Raw genomic sequence first — 20,030 nt, 5'->3', positions numbered from 1 at the left:
CGACGGGGCGATCGGGGACGGCGGGCGGCGGCTCGCATGCCCGGCGGCCCGAATGCCCAGGTCCGCCCCGCCCGCACTCCGATGCTATGCGGCTCCTGCCGCCGCCGGCGCTGCCGAGTCGGCCCGTTCCGCACGGCGCAGCAGCACCGCGGCGAGCAGCCCGCCCGCGAGTACGGCGACCGCCCCGACCAGCTGGCTGGTCTCGACGCCGGAGGCGAAGGCGTCGGTGATACGGGCCCGCTCCCCGCCACTGTCCGCGGCGGCCAGCGCCGCGGGCAGCGAAGCCGCGCCGACGGCTGTGGGCACCAGCGCGGCGAAGCGGGAGTTCAGCACCGCGCCCAGCACGGCCACGCCAAGGCCGTTGCCGAACTCGGCGAGCGTGCCGTTGATGCCCGCGCCCACCCCGGCCTTCTCCGGCGGGATGGCGCTCATGATGGCGTTCGCCATGGCGGGCATCGCGAGGGAGATCCCGGCGCCCATGACGACCAGGCCGCACAGCATGCCGGCGTATCCCGAGCCGCCGAACAGTGCGATCGCCGCGAGACCGGCCGCAAGCAGGGACATGCCGGACGCGATGGTTCCCGGCGTACCCAGCCTCGGCAGGAGGCGTGCGCCTACCCCGGTGAGGTTGAGTGCGACGACGGTCAGCGCGAGCGGCGCCGTACGCAGGCCGGCTTCCAACGGACCGTACCCGAGAACGAACTGAAGGTGCTGCGTGAGCAGGAACAGCGAGCCGCCCATGCCGAACGCGACGAGGATCGCGCCGGCGACCGCTCCGATGAAGCGCTGGTTGCGGAAGAAGTGCATGTCGAGCATCGGGTAAGGAATGCGCAGTTCCCAGAGAACGAACGCACCCAGGACGAGCACGCCGACCGTCGCGGAGAGCAGCACCTGGGTGGAGCTCCAGCCGTGCTCCGGACCAGAGATGATCGCGTACACGACAGCGGTCATGCCGACGGTGGACAGCAGCGCGCCGAGCAGGTCGGGCCGGTCGCCCTGCTTGGTCTTGGACTCCGGCACGAGGGCGACCACGGCGACGAGGCCGACGATCGTGACCGGAATGTTGATCAGGAAGATCGCGCCCCACCAGAAGTGGTCGAGCATGACTCCGCCGATCAACGGCCCGACCGCGAAGCCGAGTGAGTTGACCGTGGACCAGAGTCCGATGGCCTTCACGCGCTCCGTGTCGTCGAAGATCTGGACGACCACGGCCAGGGTGGTCGTGATCAGCAGCGCACCCCCGATGCCCATGCCCGCGCGGGCGGCGATCAGCTGGGCACTGGACTGGGCGAGCCCGGCGGCGAGCGAACCGACTCCGAAGAGCGCGAGGCCGGCGATGAGCATCTTCTTACGGCCGTAGCGGTCGGCGGCGCTGCCCGCGGTCAGCAGGAGGCCCGACTGGACCAGGGAGTACGCGTTGATCATCCACTGGATGTCGGCGGTGGACGCGTCCAGTTCCGTGGTGAGGGAGGGGATCGCGACGTTGAGGACGGTGTTGTCGAGCAGCACGGTGAGCTGGGCGAGACAGATGACACCGAGGATCAGCCAGCGCTGCGGGTGGCCCTGTGCGGTGGGGCGGTTCTCGGCGGTCGTCGCCGTCATGCGGGCTCTTCTCATGGAGGTGTGGGGGCGCGGATCGCGAGGTCCCGTACACCGTACAAGAGAGTCCTATACGCCGTATAGCGATTATGGCGGGCAGGCGTCAGCCCTGATCACCGGCGTCAGCCCTGATCAGGTACCCGGCACCGCGCCGGGTGTGAATCATCGGGGGGCGGCCGGCGTCGATCTTGCGTCGCAGGTAGGAGATGTAGAGCTCGACGATGTTGGCCCGGCCCCCGAAGTCGTCACTGAAGGCGTAACTCCACACCCGGTCCAGGATCTGCGTCTTGCTGAGCACCCGCCGGGGGTTGCGCATGAGGTAACGCAGCAGCTCGAACTCGGTCGCGGTGAGGTGGATCCGTTCCCCGCCGCGGGCGACTTCATGGCTGTCCTCGTCCAGCGTCAGATCCCCGACCGCCAGCACCGAGGAGTCACGTACGACCGTCGAGGCGCCGCCCGCCCGCCGCGTCAGGCGCCGCAGCCGCGCCACCACGTCCTCCAGCTCCTGGCGGAACGGCTTGGTGACACCGTCGCCGCCTCCCGCCGTCAGCCCGGGTATCCGGTCCTCCACCGGCCATCCGGCCGTGAGGAACAGCACGGGAACGCCCGGGAGTTCGCAACGCAGCTGCCCGAGGACGGCGAGGGCGCCCTCGTCAGGCGGCGTCACGCCCAGTACGACGGCTTCGGGGCGGAAGTCGCGCGCCGAGCGCACCGCCGCGTCCCCGCAGCGCGCGCTGCGGACCTCCCACCCCTCGTGGCGCAGCGTCATCGACAGCAGTACGGCGAGCGGCGCCTCGTCATCCACGACGAGCACCCGCACGGGTCCGCGCGCAGACCCGCGCCGCACACGCCCGCGCACCGGCCCGCTCGCACGCCCGCGCACCGGCCCGCGCATCGGCCCTCCGTCCAGTCCCAGCATTTCGGTCGGCATGGGGGCAGCCTGCAAGGCGCCTCTGAGAGCGCCCTCGTCCGTTCCTGTGAATCCGCTGAGAACTCAGCAGCGGAAGAGCAGCGCCGCGTTGTCGTGGCAGACGCCCCGCAGCCAGTCGTCGCCCAGCCCCAGCCGCTCCAGTGCCTCCAGCTGATGGACGTAGCCGTACGGAATGTTGGGGAAGTCCGTGCCCAGCAGGATCCGGTCACCGAGATCCGACAGCCGGCCCAGGTCAGCCTTCGGGAAGGGCGCCATCCGCTCGGAGAAGTCGGTGAAGGCCATGGTCGTATCCAGCCTGACGTGTTCGTACCTCTCGGCCAGCTCCAGGAAGTCCGTGTACTCGGGCATGCCCATGTGGGCCACGACCAGCCTGAGCCGCGGATGCCGCGCCAGCAACCGGCCGACCGGTTCCGGCCCGGTGTGCTTGCCGGGTGCGGGGCCGGAGCCACAATGCATCACCACCGGGATCCCGGCGTCCGCCAGCAGGCCCCAGACGGGATCGAGCAGCGTGTCGTTGGCGTCGTACGCCCCGACCTGGAGGTGCGACTTGAAGACCCGCGCCCCGCCGTCCACGGCCCGCCTCACGTACGTCTCGACGCCTGCCTCCGGGAACAGGGTGGCCGTGTGCAGGCACTCGGGGGTCCGCGCCGCGAAGTCCGCCGCCCAGCTGTTGAGCCAGGCAGCCATGCCCGCCTTGTGCGGATAGAGCATCGACGTGAAGTGCCGCACCCCGAAGTCCCGCAGCAGCGCGACCCGTTCCTCCTCCTCGTGCCGGTAGGTGATGGGCCACTCCATTCCGGTCAGCGGCCCGACGGCGTCGAAGTAGGCCCACACCTTCTTGAGCACCCGCTCCGGCATGAAGTGCGTGTGTACGTCGACGATGCCCGGCAGCCCGAGCCGCCCCCAGAACCGCCGGACGCCCTCCGCCTCTCCGACGCCGCCCATACGGCCGGCCCCGCAGCTGCCGCTAACCCCGCTCAAAGCCATAGCTCCGCTCCACCTTGTCCATGACGATCACTCTCCGCCGCGTCCGCGCGCCGGTCCAGCCCTCACGGCTCCACCCTCACGGCGACATCGCATCCCCTCGTCCCTCAGAAGAGCCCGCCCTGGATCCCCCGCTCCACGCTCGTCACCGGCACGGTCACCCCGGCGTCCTGGCTCCCACTGCCCGCCGCGGTAAGCTCCCACCCGCTCATCAGCCGCGTGTCGAGCACCACCACCCCGTTGTCGGCGGTTGCCAGGTGCAGATCCGGCCCGGCGGCCGCCAGCAGCCGTCCCGCGACGGCCCCACCCGGCGTCAGCTCACGCACCACACCCGTCATGGACGGCAGCCCGTCCAGCCCGAACACCCCCGCATGGTCCACCGCCTCGAACGCGGCCCGCTCCAGCGACTCGGGCCAGGCCGCGAGGCCCCCGGCCCGCCGGTGCAGCTCCTCGATCTCCGCCGCCCGCTCCTGGCGCCCGGGCAGGGCGGCCCGTACCGCACGCTTGTCCTTGTACGGAACACGGTCGGGCACGCTCAGCGCCGTGCGCACCACTTCCTCGGTCCGCCGCGCCGCCATCAGCGGCCCACGCCCGAGCCAGCTGAACGCCACCGCGCCCTGCTCCAGCAGCCGGGCGGACCCCCGCGCGTCAGCGGTGATCCCGATCTTGACCATGCCGGGACCGAACCACGCCAGGTAGACGGCGTACGGGCGGGGGTCGTCCGCCATCGTGTCGGCGGCCACCGACCGCGACCGGTCCAGCCGCGCGCACTCCGCACACTGCCCCCCGCTGCTCCGGCCGGCCACCACGGCCCGCAGCGGGCACCCCCCGCGCCGCGCCCCGACGCAGAGCCGCTGTGCTCCGGCCACCCGGAACCCGACCTCGCCCCCGTACCGCAGCCCGCTCACCCGCTCGGCCGGCCCTGGGCCCCCGTACCAAACGAGCCCCGGCCGCTCTGACATCCACCGCACCCCACCACACAACCAGCCCATACGAGCAGGCTAAGGGCCGCCTCGACGTGGCGGCGGGCCGAGCCGGCAGGGTCGAGCCCGGCTCCGCGCAGCCCGCCGGAAGCCTCGCGTGGGGGGGCGGCGTCAGGATCGGGGCTCAGCTGGCGCCGCGTGCCGGGGCTGCCGTCGGCTCCTCCCAGGCGAAGGGCTTGAGATTGTCGTCGAGCGGGGCCTGGGTGAGGCGGTTGGCCAGGGTGGACATCGTGTAGGTGCCTATGCCAAGGACGACCTCCAGGGCGTTGCGTAGCGTGTAGCCGTGGTCCAGGAAGTCCTGGAGCGAGTCCGGAGTGATATCGCCCGCCGTTTCCAGCACGTCCAGGACGAAGCGCTGGATCGACGCCAACCGCGGATCCGCCGGCGACAGTTGGTCGCGCAGCGCAGAGATCAGGTCCGGGTCGGCGTCGAGCGAAGACAGCTTCGCGCTGTGCATGGCGACGCAGATGCCGCAGCCGTTGCGGGCTGCGATGGTCATGATGAGGACCTCGCGGGCCGGCGGGTCGAGCGTGCTGCTCTCGAACATCGCGCTGAGCTTTAGGAATCCGTCGAGCAGGTGCGGGGAGGTCGCGATCCGAGCGACGCCGACGGGCACGTAGCCCAGGTGCTTGAGGGTGGCCTCCATGGGGCGCCGGGACTCGGCAGGGGCGGACTCGACGGTGTGGTCGATGAACACGTGCTGCGACATGACACTCCCCCTTGAGCGAGCGATAAACTCGACAATGTGATTGACGAAATCGTAAACCTGGTTGTCGACTCCCGCAAGTGCGATCATGGCTGAGTCACGCCGCCAACCGCAGCGCCCCGGCTTCGAGTTGCCGCTGCTGCTGTTCGCCGGATTCCGTTCGCTCATCGACGAGTTGCACGCAGAACTGGCCCGCCAGGGCCACCCCGACGTACGCCCTGCGTACGGCTTCGCGATGCAGGCCATCGGGGTCGGCGACGCCACCGCCTCCGAGGTCGGACGACGGCTCGGCGTCTCCAAGCAGGCCGTCGGCAAGACGGTGGAACGGCTGGAGTCACTGGGCTATGTCGAGCGGATCGACGACCCCTCGGACGGCAGGCGGAAACTGCTACGACTCACCCCGCGAGGCATCGATTCGCTTGCGCGTTCGGCGGCCATCTTCGACGACCTGCGGGCCCGTTGGGCGAAGACCCTCGGCGAGCGGCGGCTTGGCGAGCTGGAGTCGGACCTGCGCACCATGGCGCCTTCGGACGCCTTCCGCCTCGACGTCGCCCACTGGCTCAGCGGCTGAACCGCCGCGGCACCAGCCTGCCGGGCCACACAGACGACTCGCCCCGACGCTGTGGCGGTCTCTGGGCAGGCGGACATCGTTGAGGTTGCCTGCGGGCCAGTCACGACCATTGCTGTGGGCGGACAGGCTGGGCCCAAGGTAGGCGGCATGGGAGCCTCCCTGCGTCAGCCACGACGCGCCGGCACCCGTGCACCATGCCCCCGGCGCTGCTGAACGGGCAACGCAAGAGGCCCCCCGGATTCGCCTTCCTCCGGGGGCCTCTCAGCTGTGTGCACTCGGCAGGATTCGAACCTGCAACCTTCTGATCCGTAGGTTCGGGCAACTCGTCGGGAGGGGGGATCGCCTCCTCCCCGGGTTGATCGCCGACGGGGTTGGTCATCAGGCTCTGTGTGCCGTCGTTGCCGTCAGGGTTGCCGTCACTCACGGATCAACTACGGCTGTCCTCCCGCGCAGTGAGGAGGCCACCACCGAGGGCGGATCGGTCGACCGCCTCCCCAGGGAAGGCCCGACCTGAGCGACCAGTCGCCGCCACACGCGAATCTGCCCCGAGATCGACTCTCACCGCGATCAACTGCGTCCGGGAAGCCGAACAGCACCGGTCGAGTAGCGCAGGGACGCAGCCCAAGGTCCGTCGCGCGCCGCGGGAGCTAGGATCCGGGCCATGGCTCTGACCATGAACGACATGGACCGGTTCGAAGCCTCCATGCCCCGCCTGGAGGCCATCGCCTACCGCCTCCTCGGCTCCGCGAGCGATGCCGAGGACGCCGTGCAGGACACGTTCCTGCGCTGGCAGGCTGCCGACATCGACCGCATCGAGGTCCCCGAGGCCTGGCTGACGAAGGTCCTCACCAACCTGTGCCTCAACCAGCTCACCTCGGCCCGCGCCCGGCGCGAGACCTATGTGGGCCAATGGCTGCCCGAGCCGCTGCTCGCCGGGGACCCGATGCTCGGCCCGGCCGACACCTCCGAGCAGCGCGAATCCGTCTCGTACGCGGTCCTCGCCCTCATGGAGCGCCTCTCCCCCAACGAGCGGGTGGTGTACGTACTTCGGGAGGCATTCGACTACCCGCACCGGCAGGTCGCGGAGATCCTCGACACCACCGAGGCCGCCAGCCAGCAGATCTTCCACCGCGCCAAGAAGCACGTCGCGGACGGCAAGGCCCGCACCGAGATCGACGAGGCCGCCGCCCGGCGGATCGTCGAGGAGTTCCTCGCGGCCGCCACCAGCGGCCGGACCGAGCCGCTCGTGCGACTGCTCACCGAAGACGCCATCTCGATCGGCGACGGCGGCGGGAAGGTCCCGGCCCGCGCCAAGGCGTTCGAGGGTGCCCTGGCGGTCGCGAAGTTCATGCGGGGCCTGTTCAAGCCCGGCAAGGCCAAGCGCGCCATCGTCGGCGGCTCCCCCGAGGTCTACGCCACGACCGCCAACGGCGCCCCCGCCCTTGTGGCTGTCTTCGACGGCCGGGTCATCGGCGTCATGTGCCTGGAGGTCACCGCCGAGGGCATCGCCGCGTTCCGCAACCAGGTCAACCCCGACAAGCTCGAACGCGCGACCCAGCGGTGGGCGGCCGCCGACCATGGGGAACCCTTGCTCATCGCCTTCTGACCGCGATGTGAGGTGCTTCACATCGCGCTTCTGTCAGGAATCGGCGGGCTGCCCGGTTCAAGTGGCGAACCCACGAGACAGGAGCAGGGAAATGAAGCACCGAATCATCGTCCTCGGAGCCGGATACACCGGAGCCATCGCCGCCGGTCGCCTCGCCAAGCGGCTGCGCCGCGAGGACGTCGCCATCACCCTCGTCAACGCCGAGCCGGACTTCGTCGAGCGCGTCCGGATGCACCAGCTGGCGATCGGCCAGGACCTCGAGCCCCGGCCCTTCAGCGAGATGTTCGCGGGCACCGGCGTCGAACTGAAGCTCGCGAAGGTCACCGCTGTTGACGTCGACCGCAAGACCGTCGCCGTCACCGACGCGAACGGCGCCGAGGAGCTGGAGTACGACAGCCTCGTGTACGCCCTCGGCAGCAGCTGGAACACCCAAGGCGTCCCCGGCACCGCCGGGCACGCCCACGAGATCGCCGGCCGCCCCGGAGCGCTCCGGCTGCGCGAGCGGCTGGCCGGCCTGGACGCCGGACAGCCCGTGGTCGTCGTCGGCGGTGGCCTCACCGGCCTGGAGGCCGCGACAGAGATCGCTGAGGCCCGCCCGGACCTCGACGTTGCCCTCGCCGCCCGCGGCGGGCTCGGCGACTGGCTCTCGCCCAAGGGCCGCCGGCACCTGCGGAAGGTATTCGACAAGCTCGGCATCACCGTGCACGAGCACACCGCCATCACTTGCGTGGAGGCCGACCGCGTCGCCACCGCCGACGGCAAGTCCGTCCCGGCCGCGGTCACCGTGTGGACCGCCGGCTTCGCGGTCCACACGATCGCGAAGGCCACCGCTCTGGAGGTCACCGGCACAGGCCAGATCGTGGTCGACGAGACCATGCGCTCGGTCTCGCACCTGGACGTGTACGCCATCGGCGACGCGGCCATGGCCATGGGCCCCGGCGACAAGCCGCTGCGGATGTCGTGCGCCTCGGGCACCCCCACCGCGTGGCAGGCCGCCGACGCCATCGCGGCACGCCTGACCGACGGGAAGCTCCCGAACGCGCCGCTCCGCTACTTCAACCAGTGCATCTCACTGGGCCGCAAGGAAGGCCTGATCCAGTACATCACCGCCGACGACCGCGCCGTCCGGGCGGCTCTGACCGGACGGTTCGCCGCCGTCTACAAGGAGCTGGTCTGTAAGGGCGCGGCCTGGGGCGTCGCCAACCCGACGCTCGGGATGCCGACCCGGCGCCGCCGCGTCGTGCAGGAGGGGGCCCAGGCGGGCTCGGCCGTCAGGGCGTCGGCCTGACCCGGCCGTGCTTCTGCGGGCCTTGGACGAGAACAGGGGCCCCGGCCTCGAACAGGTGGGTGAAGCCGCGCAGGTCGGCCGCCACGGGCACAGGGCCCAAAGCACTCGCGAAGGGTCGCTGCGGATTCCGTCTCGCCGAGCCGAACTGGGCGCTCGCCCCGGGCGCCAGGCCTCAGCTGCCTTTCGCTCCACAGTCCGTCAACGCAAAAGGCGGAGGCCCTCAGGATTATTCCTGAGGGCCTCCGCGTGCTGTGCACTCGGCAGGATTCGAACCTGCAACCTTCTGATCCGTAGTCAGATGCTCTATCCGTTAAGCTACGAGTGCTTGCCTGCGGCTGGCCGCCTGCGGCGCTTCCTGGGCGTTTTCGGCCCCGTCGGCGTTGCGAGAACAACATTACATGACCTGCGCCGCCACGCGAAATCCATTACCCAGACCCTTACTGAGCTGCAAAAACGACGTTCCCGGGACCGCTTTTTCGTGGCCCTGGAACGACCGAAGCCCCGGTCCTCGGACCGGGGCTTCGGTGATCATGCGCGGAGGCGGAGGGATTTGAACCCTCGATGGGCTTTAAGACCCAAACCGCATTAGCAGTGCGGCGCCATAGACCGGACTAGGCGACGCCTCCAGCACACTCTCTCGCCTGCGCGAGTGGGTGCGTGCAGATGATGACACAGCCTTGCGGGGTGTCACCAATCGCTGCCTACGGTACTAGGCAGTCGGGCGGCAGAGCAAAGTCTTAGCGGTTGCGCAACGCCGGGGGAGGTCGAGCGTTAGAGAGGGCAGGGCACTCCGCCCCGCCCCCGCCCCCACTACCGCCCCAGGAGCCTCCATGTTGCGCCGCCTCGCCCTCACCGCCGCCGCCACCGCCGCCGTCCTGTCCGCCGTCCTGTCCGCCGCCCCGGGCGCCTGGGCGGTGGCCGCACCCATCCCGCTGCCGATGCTCGAGGACGTACTCGAAGGGACCTTCCAGAAGAAGGACCGGCTCACCGTGACGACGACCAAGACCGGCAACCCGGCCGCGAACGGAACGTACGAGCTGGAGTGCGAACCGACCGGCGGCACGCACCCCGAGGCGAAGGCCGCCTGCGCGCGTCTCGATGAGCTGGCCGGGCAGGGCACCGACCCGTTCGCGGCCGTGCCCTCGAACCGGGCGTGCACACAGCAGTACGGCGGGGACGCCACGGCCCGGATCACCGGCACGTGGAACGGGCGCCCTGTCGACGCGGTCTTCAATCGGGGCAATGGCTGTGAAATCTCCCGCTGGCGCACGATGGAACCGGTACTTCCGAGCGTGCGCGCCTGACCTCGCGCCAAGCCGCGCGTGAAGAGTCCGTAGCTGGTCAGAGGGGGCGCGGGGTGGCCGGTTGTGCACCCGAACGCACACAACCTCGGTGAGAGCTCCCCCTCATCCGCCGTCGCGCCACCGCCACCTGCCTTTAGACTCCCTCCAGTGACAGCGTGCTCCCCGAGGGGCAAAATGGGGCCGGCTGTCGGCAAGGTGCAGTAGTTCAGGGAGGAACCGTCGTCGTGAGCAGCAGGCCATCCCGAGGCGCTGCTCGCCTCGCAGCGATACTCGACGCGCTCCCTGACGGGCTGTTGCTCGTCAATTGCAACGGCACCGTCGTCAACGCCAACACCATCGCTTTGGAGACCTTCGAGTCGCCGGGCACCGGACTCGTGGGGCGAGGACTGCTCGATCTGCTTCCCACGTTCGACTCGAAGCTGATCCCGGGATCGATGCGGCGGGCCGACGGCGAGGACGATCAGGGGCGTACGAAGCCGACCCGGATGGTGGCGCGGCGCACGGACGGGACCGAGTTCCCGGTCGAGGTGACGAGCGCGAGCCTGGAGGACGGCAGGGATGCGTACGCATCCCACAGCGAACGGCCCGGCTTCACCGGCGACGAGCTGCTGATGCTCGTCGTGCGAGACCTTTCGGGAACGGTCGACACCGAGGCCGAACTGGCCCGTTCACAGCGCCAGACCGAGATGATCCTGCGTGCCGCCTCCGAGGGTGTCGTCGGGACCGACACCGACGGGCGCGTGGTGCTGGTGAACCCGGCCGCCGCGCAGATCCTCGGCTACCGCGCGAGCGACCTGGGCGGCAAGGAGCTGCACCCCCTCGCGATCCACTCGCGCGGCGACGGCACGCCGTTCCCGTACGACGAGTCGCCGCTCGCGGACACCCTCAAGTCCGGGCGCAAGCACCGCGTGCGCGGTCAAGTGCTGTGGGCGAAAAACGGCAAGCCGGTCGCCGTGGACCTGACGACCGCTCCGGTGCGGGATGGCGACCAGCTGGTCGGCGCCGTGATGACGTTCACCGACCGCAGGCCCTACGACGAGCTGGTCGAGAAGCAGGCCGAGGTACTCGACCGCGAGGAGCGGCGGTACGAGGAGATGGCCGGGCGGCACGCCCAGCTGACCGCCGTCTTGGGCGACTCGCTGCGCGGGCCGCTGGAGGAGCTGCGGGGCGAGCTGAGGACACTGGCCTCCGATCCGGCCGGTCAGCTGTGGCCGGAGGCGAACCAGGTTCTGCACCATCTGGCCGCCGGGTACGCGCGGATGACCACCCTCGTCGACAACGTGCTGGGCTTCCAACGCCTCGCGGCCGGCACCGAACAGCTGACCAGGAAGAATGTGCTGCTCGACGGCGTCGTCGCGGCGGGTGTCGAAGGCGCGGTCGAACTGATCGGTCCGGGGCGCGCCCAGTTCGCCGTGCACGCGCCGCCGATCGAGGCCGAGGTGGACGCGACTCGGCTGGCCACGGCGCTCGCGCACCTGGTGGCGGACGTGGCCGGGGTCGACTCGACAGGCAAGGCCCCGGTCGCGGCGGCCGGCGGCGGGTACATGGACTCGACGATCGTGGTCGCGGCGGCGCAGCGCGGTGAGGTCGTACGGATCGAGGTGCGCGGACCGTACGCCGGAGGGGACCCGGTCCACGAGCCGATCGTGCGCGGCATCGTGGCGGCCCACGGCGGCGTTCTGCAGACGCACGAGGTGCCTGGAATGGGCGGCAACGCGTACGTTCTCGAGGTGCCTCTCGGAACGGGTGCGGGAACGCTTGTTTCGACGCAGGCCGAAGTAGCCGTGCCCGATTCGACGCCGGTGCCCGGGCAGCAGTCCGCCCCCGGCGAGGGTGGCGGGCGGCGAGGCCGACGGGCGTCCACGGACGCGTTCTTGGGCGACGCGCATACGGGAACGGAACAAGCACCCGGGGACGAGCGTCCCGCGAACGCCCACCCCGCAGGCGCCGGCCCCGCAGGCGAGGCCGGCGCCGGGGCGGAGCCCACCGGGCGGCGCCGGGCGCACCGCGGCGGCGAAGTCGCGGCTGGGACCGAGGCCGGGGCAGTGGGGGCGCAGGAGCGCATTCCGGCTCAGGCTGCGGGACACAGCGCGGACGGTGCCGTCCCGGGTCTTGCGGCAGGAGCCGGGGGCACCGGGCGCAGGCGTGGGCGGCCCAGCCCCGTCGAGGACGGAGGCGCGGGCGTGGAGCCCCGTGCCGCACTGCCGTCCGGGGCGACTTCGGGTTCTTCCTCGGCCTCGTCGGCCGCTTACCCGTCCACGGGACCGTCCGGCGCAGTCTCCGAGGGCTCCGTCGTGACGGCCTCCGAGGGAGCGCACGGGACCGGGCGCGCGGCGCGGGGGGAGACGGTTCCGCCCCAGGGTGTGCCCGTCGGCGTACCGGGGTCGACCGGGCAGCGCGCACGGCGTGTAGGAGAGGGACACGAGAACGTCCGCGCGCTTCCCGCGCTGCCTTCCGCACCGTCGTCCGCTGCCGGTGCTTCGCCGGTCGCTTCCGGGGACGCGTTCCCGCAGCAACAGCAACAGGCTTCCGGACGGCGCGCGCGCCGGGCACTCGCGCCGGCGCAGGAGCGTTCCGAGGCACCGCGGACTCCGTTCGCGCTGCCGCCGGCCGAGGCCGACCGCGTACCGCACAACCGTGTACCGCACCTGGCCGACACGCCGGCAGGTCCGGCGGGCGCGGCAGGCGCGTCAACCGGCGACGCGGATGCCTCACCGGCGCGCCACGACGCCGTGCGCACCGCACCGGACGCCGACCGCACCCCTCCGCAGCCGCATCCCGACCCGGCTCCTACGGGACGGCGCAGGGCTGTTCGCCATGATGTGCTGCCCGACCCGTCCACCTATGGGACCGCCGCCGTGACCTCGGAGACTCCGGGACACGACGTGGCCGCCGCCGGCCAGGCGGAGGAACCGGGGGAGGCGGGCGTCGGGGCGGCCGCCCCGGGTGGTGCCACCGCGGCGACACAGACCTGGCCCGCGCCGGAGCACACCTCCGCGCCCACGTCCCCGTCCGCAACCTCTGCCGCACCGGCCGACGAGGGCGAGGCTTACGGTCCCGGAGGCGGCCCGGGGCAGTCGCCCGCAGTACAGCCGCTGCCCGGCGTCCAGTCGCTCCCCCAACCCCCGCTTCCCCAGCCGTCGCCTCCCCAGCCGTCGGCCGACGAGCCGCCGCCCGCGGACTCCACGCAGGGCCGCGCGTTCAGCGTGCGCACCCTCGGTCAGGGCATGCCGTTCGCCCAGCAGTTCGCCCAGCAGCAGAACCAGACCCTGGGCTCGGGGCGGCGCCGCAAACTCGCCGCCGCACGCCCCGAGGCGGAACAGTCCCCGCACGCAGAGGGAGCCGAACCCCCGGAGAGCGCCGAGCCCGCCGCCCGCCCGGGCCCCCAGGGGCCGCCCCAGCAACGACTGTCGGCCCAGGCCGAGGGACGCTCGTACGCCATAGGCGCACCCGACGAGGGTTCGGAAGGCCCCGAGCCGCTGGACGGGCCGAACGGCGCCGTCGAGGTCGCCAACCGGCCCCACCCGCAGCCCGTCGACGACGAGCTGCCCCCCGAACCGCTCGACAATCCCCGCCGCCTGCTGGTGTGGCCGGCGCCGGACGCCTCCACCCAGCAGGCGTTGAGCGACCGCGGCTACCGCCCGGTGATCGTGCACTCCCGCGAGGAGGTCGACGCGCAGATCGCCGCGTTCCCGGCGGCGCTCTTCGTCGACCCGCTGACGGGGCCGATCACCCGGACGGCGCTCCAGTCGCTGCGCCAGGCCGCGGTCGCGGCCGAGGTGCCCGTCCTGGTGACGGCCGGGCTCGGGCAGGCGACGCGGGAGGCGGCGTACGGAGCGGATCCTGCCGTACTGCTGAAGGCCCTCGCGCCGCGCGACAGCGAACAACACCCGTCCCGCGTCCTGCTGATCGAGGAGCACGAGGAGATCGCGCTCGCACTGACGGCGACGCTGGAGCGGCGCGGGCTGCAGGTCGCCCGGGCCGCCACCGACACCGAGGCCGTCACGCTGGCGACCCAGATGCGGCCGAACCTCGTGGTCATGGACCTGATGCAGGTACGCCGCCGGCGCGCCGGAATCGTGGACTGGCTGCGCGCGAACGGCCAGTTGAACCGCACACCGCTCGTCGTCTACACCTCCGCCGGCCTCGACGAGGACCAACTGCACCGGCTCGCGTCGGGAGACACCGTTCTGTTCCTCGCGGAGCGGTCGACCAGTGGTGAGGTACAGGGCCGGATCGTCGACCTGCTGGCGAAGATCGGTACCAACTGACAGGGACGCTCAGAAGGGGCCCCGCAGACTTGCGGGGCCCCCTTCAGGCATCTCCGGGGACGCCTGGCATACAACTGGCTTACGACGGGCTGACGGCTGGCTTACGACTGGCTGCAGGGCGGCGCCGATCAGAACTTCGTGACGTCCAGCTCGCCGTCCGCGTACTGCTTGCGGATCACCTTCTTGTCGAACTTGCCCACGCTCGTCTTCGGCACCGCCGCGACCAGTGCCCACCGCTCCGGCAGCTGCCACTTCGCGATCTTGCCGACGAGGAACGCCCTGAGCTCCTCGTAGTCCGCCGTCGCACCCTCCTTGAGCACGACCGTGGCGAGCGGCCGTTCGCTCCACCTGTCGTCCGGCACGGCGACGACCGCCGCCTCCGCGACATCCGGGTGGGCCATCAGCGCGTTCTCCAGCTCGACGCTGGAGATCCACTCCCCGCCGGACTTGATGACGTCCTTGGCGCGATCGGTGAGGGTCAGGAAGCCGTCGTGGCTGATGACGCCGATGTCGCCGGTCTTGAGCCAGCCGTCTTCGCTGAACTTGTCCTCGGGCTTGACGTTCTCGCTCGCCGCACCGCCGTAGTACGCCCCGGTGATCCACGCGCCGCGCACTTCCAGCTCACCGGCCGACTCACCGTCCCAGGCGAGGATGTCGCCGCCGGGGCCGACCAGGCGCGCCTCGACCCCGGTGGGGAAGCGGCCCTGCGTGATGCGGTACGGCCACTCCTGCTCGGGGGTGAGCCCGGCGGGCGGGTGGGCCATGGTGCCGAGCGGCGAGGTCTCCGTCATCCCCCAGGCGTGGCAGAGCCGCACGCCGAGCTTGTCGTACGCCTCCATGAGGGCGGGCGGGCAGGCCGCGCCGCCGATGGTCACACTGGCCATGGAAGAGAGATCGCGCGGGTTGGCGGTGACCTCGGCCAGCAGGCCCTGCCAGATGGTGGGGACAGCGGCGGCGTGGGTCGGCTTCTCCCGCTCGATCATCTCGGCGAGCGGGGCGGGCTGCAGGAAGCGGTCCGGCATGAGCATGTTGATGCCGGTCATGAAGGTGGCGTGCGGCAGGCCCCAGGCCATGACGTGGAACTGGGGCACGACCACGAGCGTGGTGTCCCGGTCCGTGAGTCCCATCGACTCGGCCATGTTCACCTGCATCGAGTGCAGGTAGATGGAACGGTGGGAGTACACGACGCCCTTGGGGTCGCCGGTGGTGCCGGAGGTGTAGCACATGGCCGCGGCGCTGCGTTCGTCCAGCTCGGGCCAGTCGTACGTGCTGGGGCGGTTGGCGATCAAATCCTCATACTCGTGCACGCGCGGCGCACAGCCATCGAGGAGCGACCGGTCACCGGGGCCCGAGACGATCACGTGCTCGACGGTCTTCAGGTGCGGGAGGAGCGGTGCCAGCAGCGGCAGCAGCGAGCCGTTGGCGATGACGACGCGGTCGGCGGCGTGGTTGACGATCCAGGCCAGCTGCTCGGGAGGCAGACGCAGATTGAGCGGATGCAGGACGGCGCCCATACAGGGGATGGCGAAGTACGCCTCCACATGCTGGCTGTTGTTCCACATGAGGGTGGCGATCCTCTGGTCGCCCTCGACGCCGAGCTCGTCGCGCAGTGCGTTCGCGAGCCTGGTCGCGCGCTCGCCGGTCTCGGCGAAGGTGCGGCGCTGCGGCTCGTCCTCACCGGTCCATGTCGTGACCTGTGAGCGGCCATGGATCGTCATCCCGTGCTTCAGGATGCGGGTCACGGTCAGTGGTACGTCCTGCATGGTGCTCAGCACGGCGTCCTCCCGGTGGGCAGGGGGTCTGGGGGCCACCCCCCAGAAGGAGGGGCCGCGGCAGTAAGGGTGGCCTGATTCTGCGCACGTACCACGCGGTATGTCACTACTTTCGGAATACGAATCGTCTGCGTCCTCGCCTGCGCACCACCTGCCCCTCGCTTGCGCAGCGCCTGCGCCGCTCATGCGCCGCGCTTCATTCAGCGGACTGGGGCCAGCTCCGGGTCTTCTCGGAGCTTGCTGAGCGCGCGCGAGACAGCGCTCTTGACCGTGCCGACGGAGACGCCGAGAACCTCCGCCGTCTGGACCTCGCTGAGGTCTTCGTAGTAGCGCAGGACGACCATCGCGCGCTGACGGTCCGGCAGTTTCATGACAGCGCGCCACATCGCGTCATGCAGCACCTGCTGCTCGGCCGGGTCGGAGGCCGGAGCGTTGGCGGGCTCGGGCACCTCGTCGGTGGCGTACTCGTCGACCTTGCGCTTGCGCCACTGTGAGGTGCGGGTGTTGAGGAGGGCGCGGCGGACGTAGCCGTCGAGGGCCCGGTGGTCCTCGATACGGTCCCAGGCGACGAACGTCTTGGTGAGCGCGGTCTGCAGCAGGTCCTCCGCATCGCACGGGTTCGCGGTGAGCGAGCGCGCGGTGCGCAGCAGCACGGGCCCCCGGGCGCGTACGTACGTGGAGAACGATGGACAGGGCGTCGGCGTCGCTGCCTTGGATGCGCTGGTGCAGACGGGCGTGGTCATGACTCCACGCTAGGAGCGGCTCCCGCGCAGCGGATCGGCCCCAGGTCCCGACACCCGGTCCGCCTCAGGTTGTAGGGAAGGCGCCTGCCCGACCTCCTGAGGGTGGAGGCCGAGTTCTCGCCCGTCGGGGTTGGTCCTCGGCGGCGCACCGGGGGTGAGCCCCACGCGCGGTTCGTTGCGGCAGGTCAGCGGTGGGCGCCGCCGACAGCCCAGGGGGAGGGCCGGTCCGGAGCAGCAGCGCGGGCCGCCGAAGAGGGACCGGCCTGTGCGACAGCGTGGCAGCGTCGTCGCACAGGCAGTCATTCACCCCGATACACAGACCCCGGACCGGGCCACGGCTCACCAGAGCTCGGTGAAGTTCACCGTGACGCTCTCGTCGGACTGGTCGATCGCCGTGAAGCCCCACCCGTTCACGCTGGCCGTGTTGTTCTGATTGGAAGCGCCGGCGCCCGTGGCCACCTGCTGCGTAGTGGTCGAGTTGCCGTAGTTGTCTTTGCCAACACCGCTTCCGCCGATGGTTGCCACGGAGGCGTTCGATCCGTTGTTCGCGAAGGAGCCGTTGTCCGCGACGGCGACACCCGAGAAAAGAGCAGCTGCGAGCGGCAGGGCAGCCACAGCGGCGATGACGCGGGCGGTACGGATGTGTGCCATGTCAATTCCTCCAGGAACCGTAAATACGGGCTTTTCCGGGGCAGTTGGCCGACTGCCTCCGTGATGGTCACGACGTCGCGAGATCAAGGTTGCCCACCGAATCCGTGCAGAACCAGACCTCAGGGGCTCATTCCCCCTCAAGCGTGAGGACAAGTCGATAAACCCCCTTCACGCCCCCAAATCGCCGCCTCACCCCCAGCACGCCTCCACATCGAGCCGCCGCAAGGGAAGAAGCGTTCCGCCGCATTTCCCGACCAATCACAGAGTGCGTGGGCCAGGGCCAGGGTGGCTGCGCGCCGGCGGGAGATGGCCATAAGCCCGTTTTCGTACACGCGTTCGCATAAGGGGAGGGGGCCGCAGAGCGCGGGCTCCCTGTCATCCCCCTCTCCCGCACCAAACTCTCTGCCCTGCGCTCCCCGGCACCGGGACGCCCCACAGCCGTTCCGGTGCCGGGGCAATGCGGCCTCCTCGGGCACGGCGTCCACGACCCCACCGCCGACCCCGCCGGCCTCCGCACGCTCTTCGCCGCCGCTCCCTGGGCCACCGGGTACGGCATCGCGTGTGGCCGCCCACCGCACCACCTCATCGGCATCGACCTCGACACGAAGGCCGAAACCGACGCGGCAGCGGCCCTCAGGCACCTGGCGTTGCGGCACCTCTTCACGATCCCGGAGACCGTCGTCGTCCTCACGCCCAGCGGTGGCCGCCACATCTGGCTGACCGGCCCGCCCGGCACCGTCGTACTCAACTCCGCGAGCCGCCTCGCCCCGGGCATCGACATCCGAGGCGTCGGCGGTTACCTGGTGGGCCCAGGCTCCCTCACCGCCCGCGGCATCTACCGCACAAGTCCGAGGCGGCTTCCCCGCTCGCGGAAGTGCCGTACTCCCTCCGCCATGCGGACGTCTCCCTGTGGCTTGCATCGGGAGTCTCTCCGGCCGAGGTAGCGCGCCGAGCGGGGCACAGCATCGCTGTTCTCTTCCGCTTCTACGCCAAGGTCATCCAACGCAATCAGCAACGCTCCAACCAGCAGATCGAGCAGGCTCTCGACGCAGCAGACGAGGGTTAGCCAAACCACTCACGGCAGTGACTACGGCGCCGCTTTGCCCACCGCGGGCAGGGCGGCCCCTCGCGTTTCGCGGGCTATGGATCGATCGGTTCTCCGGGTTGACTCACACCCCATACGGGACAACCTGTCAGCTCAGGCTGCGGTTTCTGTGATGAGGACGGCCGCGGTGACCGGGCCCGGGGTGTCACGGGTGGCTGCGCCGGCTACCGCTGCCCGGACGGCGCGGGCGACTTCCAGTGGATGGTGTCCGGAGGCGACCGCGAGCTGGACCTCGATGTGCCGGCCGGGTGGATCGTCATGTTGCTCCACCTTGACCGGGCGGCTTCCCAGCACGGCGGTGAGGCGGGCGACACCCGGAACACCCGTCGCGACGTCCGCCAGCTCCCCGACGGGCCCCCGCATGGATCCTGTTCCGGGCGCTGGGGGCGAGCTTCGCGTGGCTGCAGCTTCCGGCGCGTGCCTCATGGCCCTCGCTGCGGTCCGCGACTTCACGCCCGTCTCCGGGCCCTCATGGAGATCCGTGACGCGCAGGTCAGTTATCACGGCGGCCAGGCCGAGCCGTTCAGCGGCCGCGTTGAGCAGTGCGCTCCTCAACTGTTCGGCGGTCTCAGGCAGCGGCTGCCCGAGGGATGCTGTGAAGGCGGCTTCGATTCTGAGCGGGCCCGGCGGTAGCGCGCTGGCCGGCGGACGGACGGCCGGCTCGGACACGGGCTCGAGCGGTGCCGACCCGATGCGCAGAGACTCCAGCCAAACACCGGGAATCTCAGCGGCCGCGAGCCCGAGGACCCGGACGGCCGCTTGCTCGGTGATCCATGTCCCGTCGCCGGGCCCGCCTAGCGGGAGCAGCCGACCCAGGTTGAGCTGGTGCCGTACTGCCTGCGTCCACGCCTCGGTTTTCACCGGCCTCTCACCCTCTTCCTTCCATGGCCGCGGTCCTCTTCCTGGCGCAACTGCGCCCGGAGTGTCCGCGAGGGCTCCGGGCAGGGACGCTCGGGCCACTTGGTGGACCACCCCGCCTCACAGTCCGTATCTCGGGCAAATCTACTAATAAGACTACAATCTAAACAAAGGGTGCAAGGTGGGCTTCTTGAGGGAGGAATGCCCTGATGACTGAGAACACAGGCGCAAAGCATGGCGGTGCGCCCGGTTCTCGCGGCCGGACGACCATCGCCGATGTGGTGGTGGAGAAGATCGCCGGAATGGCGGCACGGGACGTGCTCGGCGTCTATGCCCTGGGCAGCGGATTCGCCCGCTCGATGGGATCCATGCGGGAGCGGATGCCTGGCGCCGGTAGTGGCAAGTCCGTCACACGCGGGGTCAGTGTCGAGGTGGGAGAGGTGCAGGCGGCCATCGATTTGGAGATCGTCGTCGACTACGGCGTTTCGATCACGGACGTGGCCGGTGCGGTGCGGGAGAACGTGATCTCCGCGGTGGAGCGGATGGCGGGGCGGGAAGTCGTGGAAGTCAACATCATGGTCAGTGATGTGAAGCTGCCCGACGAGGAGGACGAAGGGGAAGAGCGGCAGCGGATCCAGTAGCCGGGGCGGAGCCGCTG

General features: G+C 70.7%; 15 protein-coding genes, 2 tRNA genes and 2 pseudogenes. 8 read left to right on the top strand and 11 right to left on the bottom strand.

Going from position 1 to position 20,030, the window contains the following annotated elements:
- Positions 1 to 84: 84 nt before the first annotated feature.
- From ACU6WZ_RS14820 to ACU6WZ_RS14800, 5 genes are all read right to left on the bottom strand, one after another.
- On the bottom strand, positions 85 to 1,602 hold the full coding sequence (locus ACU6WZ_RS14820; RefSeq protein WP_447028538.1) for an MFS transporter: 1,518 nt from the start codon (positions 1,600 to 1,602) through the stop codon (positions 85 to 87).
- A 100-nt stretch (positions 1,603 to 1,702) separates the two neighbouring features.
- Positions 1,703 to 2,530, bottom strand: coding sequence for a response regulator transcription factor (locus tag ACU6WZ_RS14815; RefSeq protein WP_447028537.1), 828 nt, complete (start codon positions 2,528 to 2,530; stop codon positions 1,703 to 1,705).
- A 63-nt stretch (positions 2,531 to 2,593) separates the two neighbouring features.
- Positions 2,594 to 3,475 (bottom strand): amidohydrolase family protein, encoded by an 882-nt coding sequence (locus ACU6WZ_RS14810; protein ID WP_447028536.1) that lies wholly within the window; start codon positions 3,473 to 3,475, stop codon positions 2,594 to 2,596.
- A 146-nt stretch (positions 3,476 to 3,621) separates the two neighbouring features.
- Positions 3,622 to 4,476, bottom strand: a complete 855-nt coding sequence (locus tag ACU6WZ_RS14805; RefSeq protein WP_447028535.1) for a DUF2797 domain-containing protein — start codon at positions 4,474 to 4,476, stop codon at positions 3,622 to 3,624.
- Between the two features lie 145 nt (positions 4,477 to 4,621).
- Positions 4,622 to 5,206, bottom strand: a complete 585-nt coding sequence (locus tag ACU6WZ_RS14800) for a carboxymuconolactone decarboxylase family protein (RefSeq protein ID WP_447028534.1) — start codon at positions 5,204 to 5,206, stop codon at positions 4,622 to 4,624.
- Between the two features lie 85 nt (positions 5,207 to 5,291).
- Here ACU6WZ_RS14800 and ACU6WZ_RS14795 point away from each other — a divergent pair, with 85 nt between their 5' ends.
- The 3 genes from ACU6WZ_RS14795 to ACU6WZ_RS14785 all read left to right on the top strand — a co-directional run bounded on the left by ACU6WZ_RS14795 (position 5,292) and on the right by ACU6WZ_RS14785 (position 8,668).
- On the top strand, positions 5,292 to 5,774 hold the full coding sequence (locus tag ACU6WZ_RS14795; protein WP_447028533.1) for a MarR family winged helix-turn-helix transcriptional regulator: 483 nt from the start codon (positions 5,292 to 5,294) through the stop codon (positions 5,772 to 5,774).
- 661 nt (positions 5,775 to 6,435) lie between these two features.
- On the top strand, positions 6,436 to 7,380 hold the full coding sequence (sigJ, locus tag ACU6WZ_RS14790; protein WP_447028532.1) for an RNA polymerase sigma factor SigJ: 945 nt from the start codon (positions 6,436 to 6,438) through the stop codon (positions 7,378 to 7,380).
- A 91-nt stretch (positions 7,381 to 7,471) separates the two neighbouring features.
- Positions 7,472 to 8,668, top strand: coding sequence for an NAD(P)/FAD-dependent oxidoreductase (locus tag ACU6WZ_RS14785; protein ID WP_447028531.1), 1,197 nt, complete (start codon positions 7,472 to 7,474; stop codon positions 8,666 to 8,668).
- A 252-nt stretch (positions 8,669 to 8,920) separates the two neighbouring features.
- On the opposite strand, the gene ACU6WZ_RS14780 is transcribed toward ACU6WZ_RS14785, so the two are convergent.
- Both ACU6WZ_RS14780 and ACU6WZ_RS14775 read right to left on the bottom strand, forming a co-directional pair.
- Positions 8,921 to 8,993, bottom strand: a tRNA-Arg gene (locus ACU6WZ_RS14780).
- 210 nt (positions 8,994 to 9,203) lie between these two features.
- A tRNA-Ser gene (locus tag ACU6WZ_RS14775) sits at positions 9,204 to 9,294 on the bottom strand.
- Positions 9,295 to 9,498: 204 nt separating this feature from the next.
- Here ACU6WZ_RS14775 and ACU6WZ_RS14770 point away from each other — a divergent pair.
- Together ACU6WZ_RS14770 and ACU6WZ_RS14765 are read left to right on the top strand one after the other, a co-directional pair.
- Positions 9,499 to 9,972 (top strand): SSI family serine proteinase inhibitor, encoded by a 474-nt coding sequence (locus ACU6WZ_RS14770; RefSeq protein ID WP_447028530.1) that lies wholly within the window; start codon positions 9,499 to 9,501, stop codon positions 9,970 to 9,972.
- A gap of 224 nt (positions 9,973 to 10,196) precedes the next feature.
- The gene (locus ACU6WZ_RS14765) at positions 10,197 to 14,243 is read left to right on the top strand and encodes a hybrid sensor histidine kinase/response regulator (RefSeq protein ID WP_447028529.1); all 4,047 of its coding nucleotides are present in this window, start codon (positions 10,197 to 10,199) and stop codon (positions 14,241 to 14,243) included.
- A 128-nt stretch (positions 14,244 to 14,371) separates the two neighbouring features.
- Here the strand turns inward: ACU6WZ_RS14765 and ACU6WZ_RS14760 are convergent, their stop codons facing one another.
- From ACU6WZ_RS14760 to ACU6WZ_RS14750, 3 genes are all read right to left on the bottom strand, one after another.
- Positions 14,372 to 16,018 carry a long-chain fatty acid--CoA ligase gene (locus ACU6WZ_RS14760; protein ID WP_447028528.1) on the bottom strand — a complete coding sequence of 549 codons (1,647 nt, stop codon included), beginning with the start codon at positions 16,016 to 16,018 and terminating at the stop codon, positions 14,372 to 14,374.
- A 197-nt stretch (positions 16,019 to 16,215) separates the two neighbouring features.
- Positions 16,216 to 16,758, bottom strand: coding sequence for a SigE family RNA polymerase sigma factor (locus ACU6WZ_RS14755; RefSeq protein ID WP_447028527.1), 543 nt, complete (start codon positions 16,756 to 16,758; stop codon positions 16,216 to 16,218).
- A 339-nt stretch (positions 16,759 to 17,097) separates the two neighbouring features.
- Positions 17,098 to 17,409 (bottom strand): hypothetical protein, encoded by a 312-nt coding sequence (locus ACU6WZ_RS14750; RefSeq protein WP_447028526.1) that lies wholly within the window; start codon positions 17,407 to 17,409, stop codon positions 17,098 to 17,100.
- Between the two features lie 353 nt (positions 17,410 to 17,762).
- Here ACU6WZ_RS14750 and ACU6WZ_RS14745 point away from each other — a divergent pair.
- Positions 17,763 to 18,260 (top strand): annotated as a pseudogene (locus tag ACU6WZ_RS14745) (bifunctional DNA primase/polymerase); the annotation flags it as partial.
- Positions 18,257 to 18,475: pseudogene (locus ACU6WZ_RS14740) on the top strand (site-specific integrase); the annotation flags it as partial. The pseudogenes ACU6WZ_RS14745 and ACU6WZ_RS14740, both read left to right, overlap by 4 nt.
- A 132-nt stretch (positions 18,476 to 18,607) precedes the next feature.
- Here the strand turns inward: ACU6WZ_RS14740 and ACU6WZ_RS14735 are convergent.
- Complete coding sequence (locus ACU6WZ_RS14735; protein WP_447028525.1) at positions 18,608 to 18,877, bottom strand: hypothetical protein; 270 nt, start codon at positions 18,875 to 18,877, stop codon at positions 18,608 to 18,610.
- Positions 18,878 to 19,581: 704 nt separating this feature from the next.
- Here ACU6WZ_RS14735 and ACU6WZ_RS14730 point away from each other — a divergent pair.
- A complete protein-coding gene (locus tag ACU6WZ_RS14730) occupies positions 19,582 to 20,013 on the top strand; it encodes an Asp23/Gls24 family envelope stress response protein (RefSeq protein ID WP_447028524.1) in 432 nt (143 codons plus the stop codon).
- The last annotated feature ends 17 nt before the right edge of the window (positions 20,014 to 20,030 follow it).

Source organism: Streptomyces hypolithicus, assembly GCF_052934925.1.
Note: the sequence above shows the minus strand (reverse complement) of the source record. Positions and strands in the feature narration are given on the sequence as shown.

Coding starts and splice junctions, on each gene's coding strand:
- ACU6WZ_RS14770 (WP_447028530.1), top strand. CDS start 9,499: ATGTTGCGCCGCCTCGCCCTCACCGCCGCCGCCACCGCCGCCGTCCTG.
- ACU6WZ_RS14805 (WP_447028535.1), bottom strand. CDS start 4,476: ATGTCAGAGCGGCCGGGGCTCGTTTGGTACGGGGGCCCAGGGCCGGCC.
- ACU6WZ_RS14755 (WP_447028527.1), bottom strand. CDS start 16,758: ATGACCACGCCCGTCTGCACCAGCGCATCCAAGGCAGCGACGCCGACG.
- ACU6WZ_RS14795 (WP_447028533.1), top strand. CDS start 5,292: ATGGCTGAGTCACGCCGCCAACCGCAGCGCCCCGGCTTCGAGTTGCCG.
- ACU6WZ_RS14820 (WP_447028538.1), bottom strand. CDS start 1,602: ATGACGGCGACGACCGCCGAGAACCGCCCCACCGCACAGGGCCACCCG.
- ACU6WZ_RS14735 (WP_447028525.1), bottom strand. CDS start 18,877: ATGCGGGGGCCCGTCGGGGAGCTGGCGGACGTCGCGACGGGTGTTCCG.
- ACU6WZ_RS14800 (WP_447028534.1), bottom strand. CDS start 5,206: ATGTCGCAGCACGTGTTCATCGACCACACCGTCGAGTCCGCCCCTGCC.
- ACU6WZ_RS14815 (WP_447028537.1), bottom strand. CDS start 2,530: ATGCCGACCGAAATGCTGGGACTGGACGGAGGGCCGATGCGCGGGCCG.
- ACU6WZ_RS14785 (WP_447028531.1), top strand. CDS start 7,472: ATGAAGCACCGAATCATCGTCCTCGGAGCCGGATACACCGGAGCCATC.
- ACU6WZ_RS14730 (WP_447028524.1), top strand. CDS start 19,582: ATGACTGAGAACACAGGCGCAAAGCATGGCGGTGCGCCCGGTTCTCGC.
- ACU6WZ_RS14810 (WP_447028536.1), bottom strand. CDS start 3,475: ATGGGCGGCGTCGGAGAGGCGGAGGGCGTCCGGCGGTTCTGGGGGCGG.
- sigJ (WP_447028532.1), top strand. CDS start 6,436: ATGGCTCTGACCATGAACGACATGGACCGGTTCGAAGCCTCCATGCCC.
- ACU6WZ_RS14750 (WP_447028526.1), bottom strand. CDS start 17,409: ATGGCACACATCCGTACCGCCCGCGTCATCGCCGCTGTGGCTGCCCTG.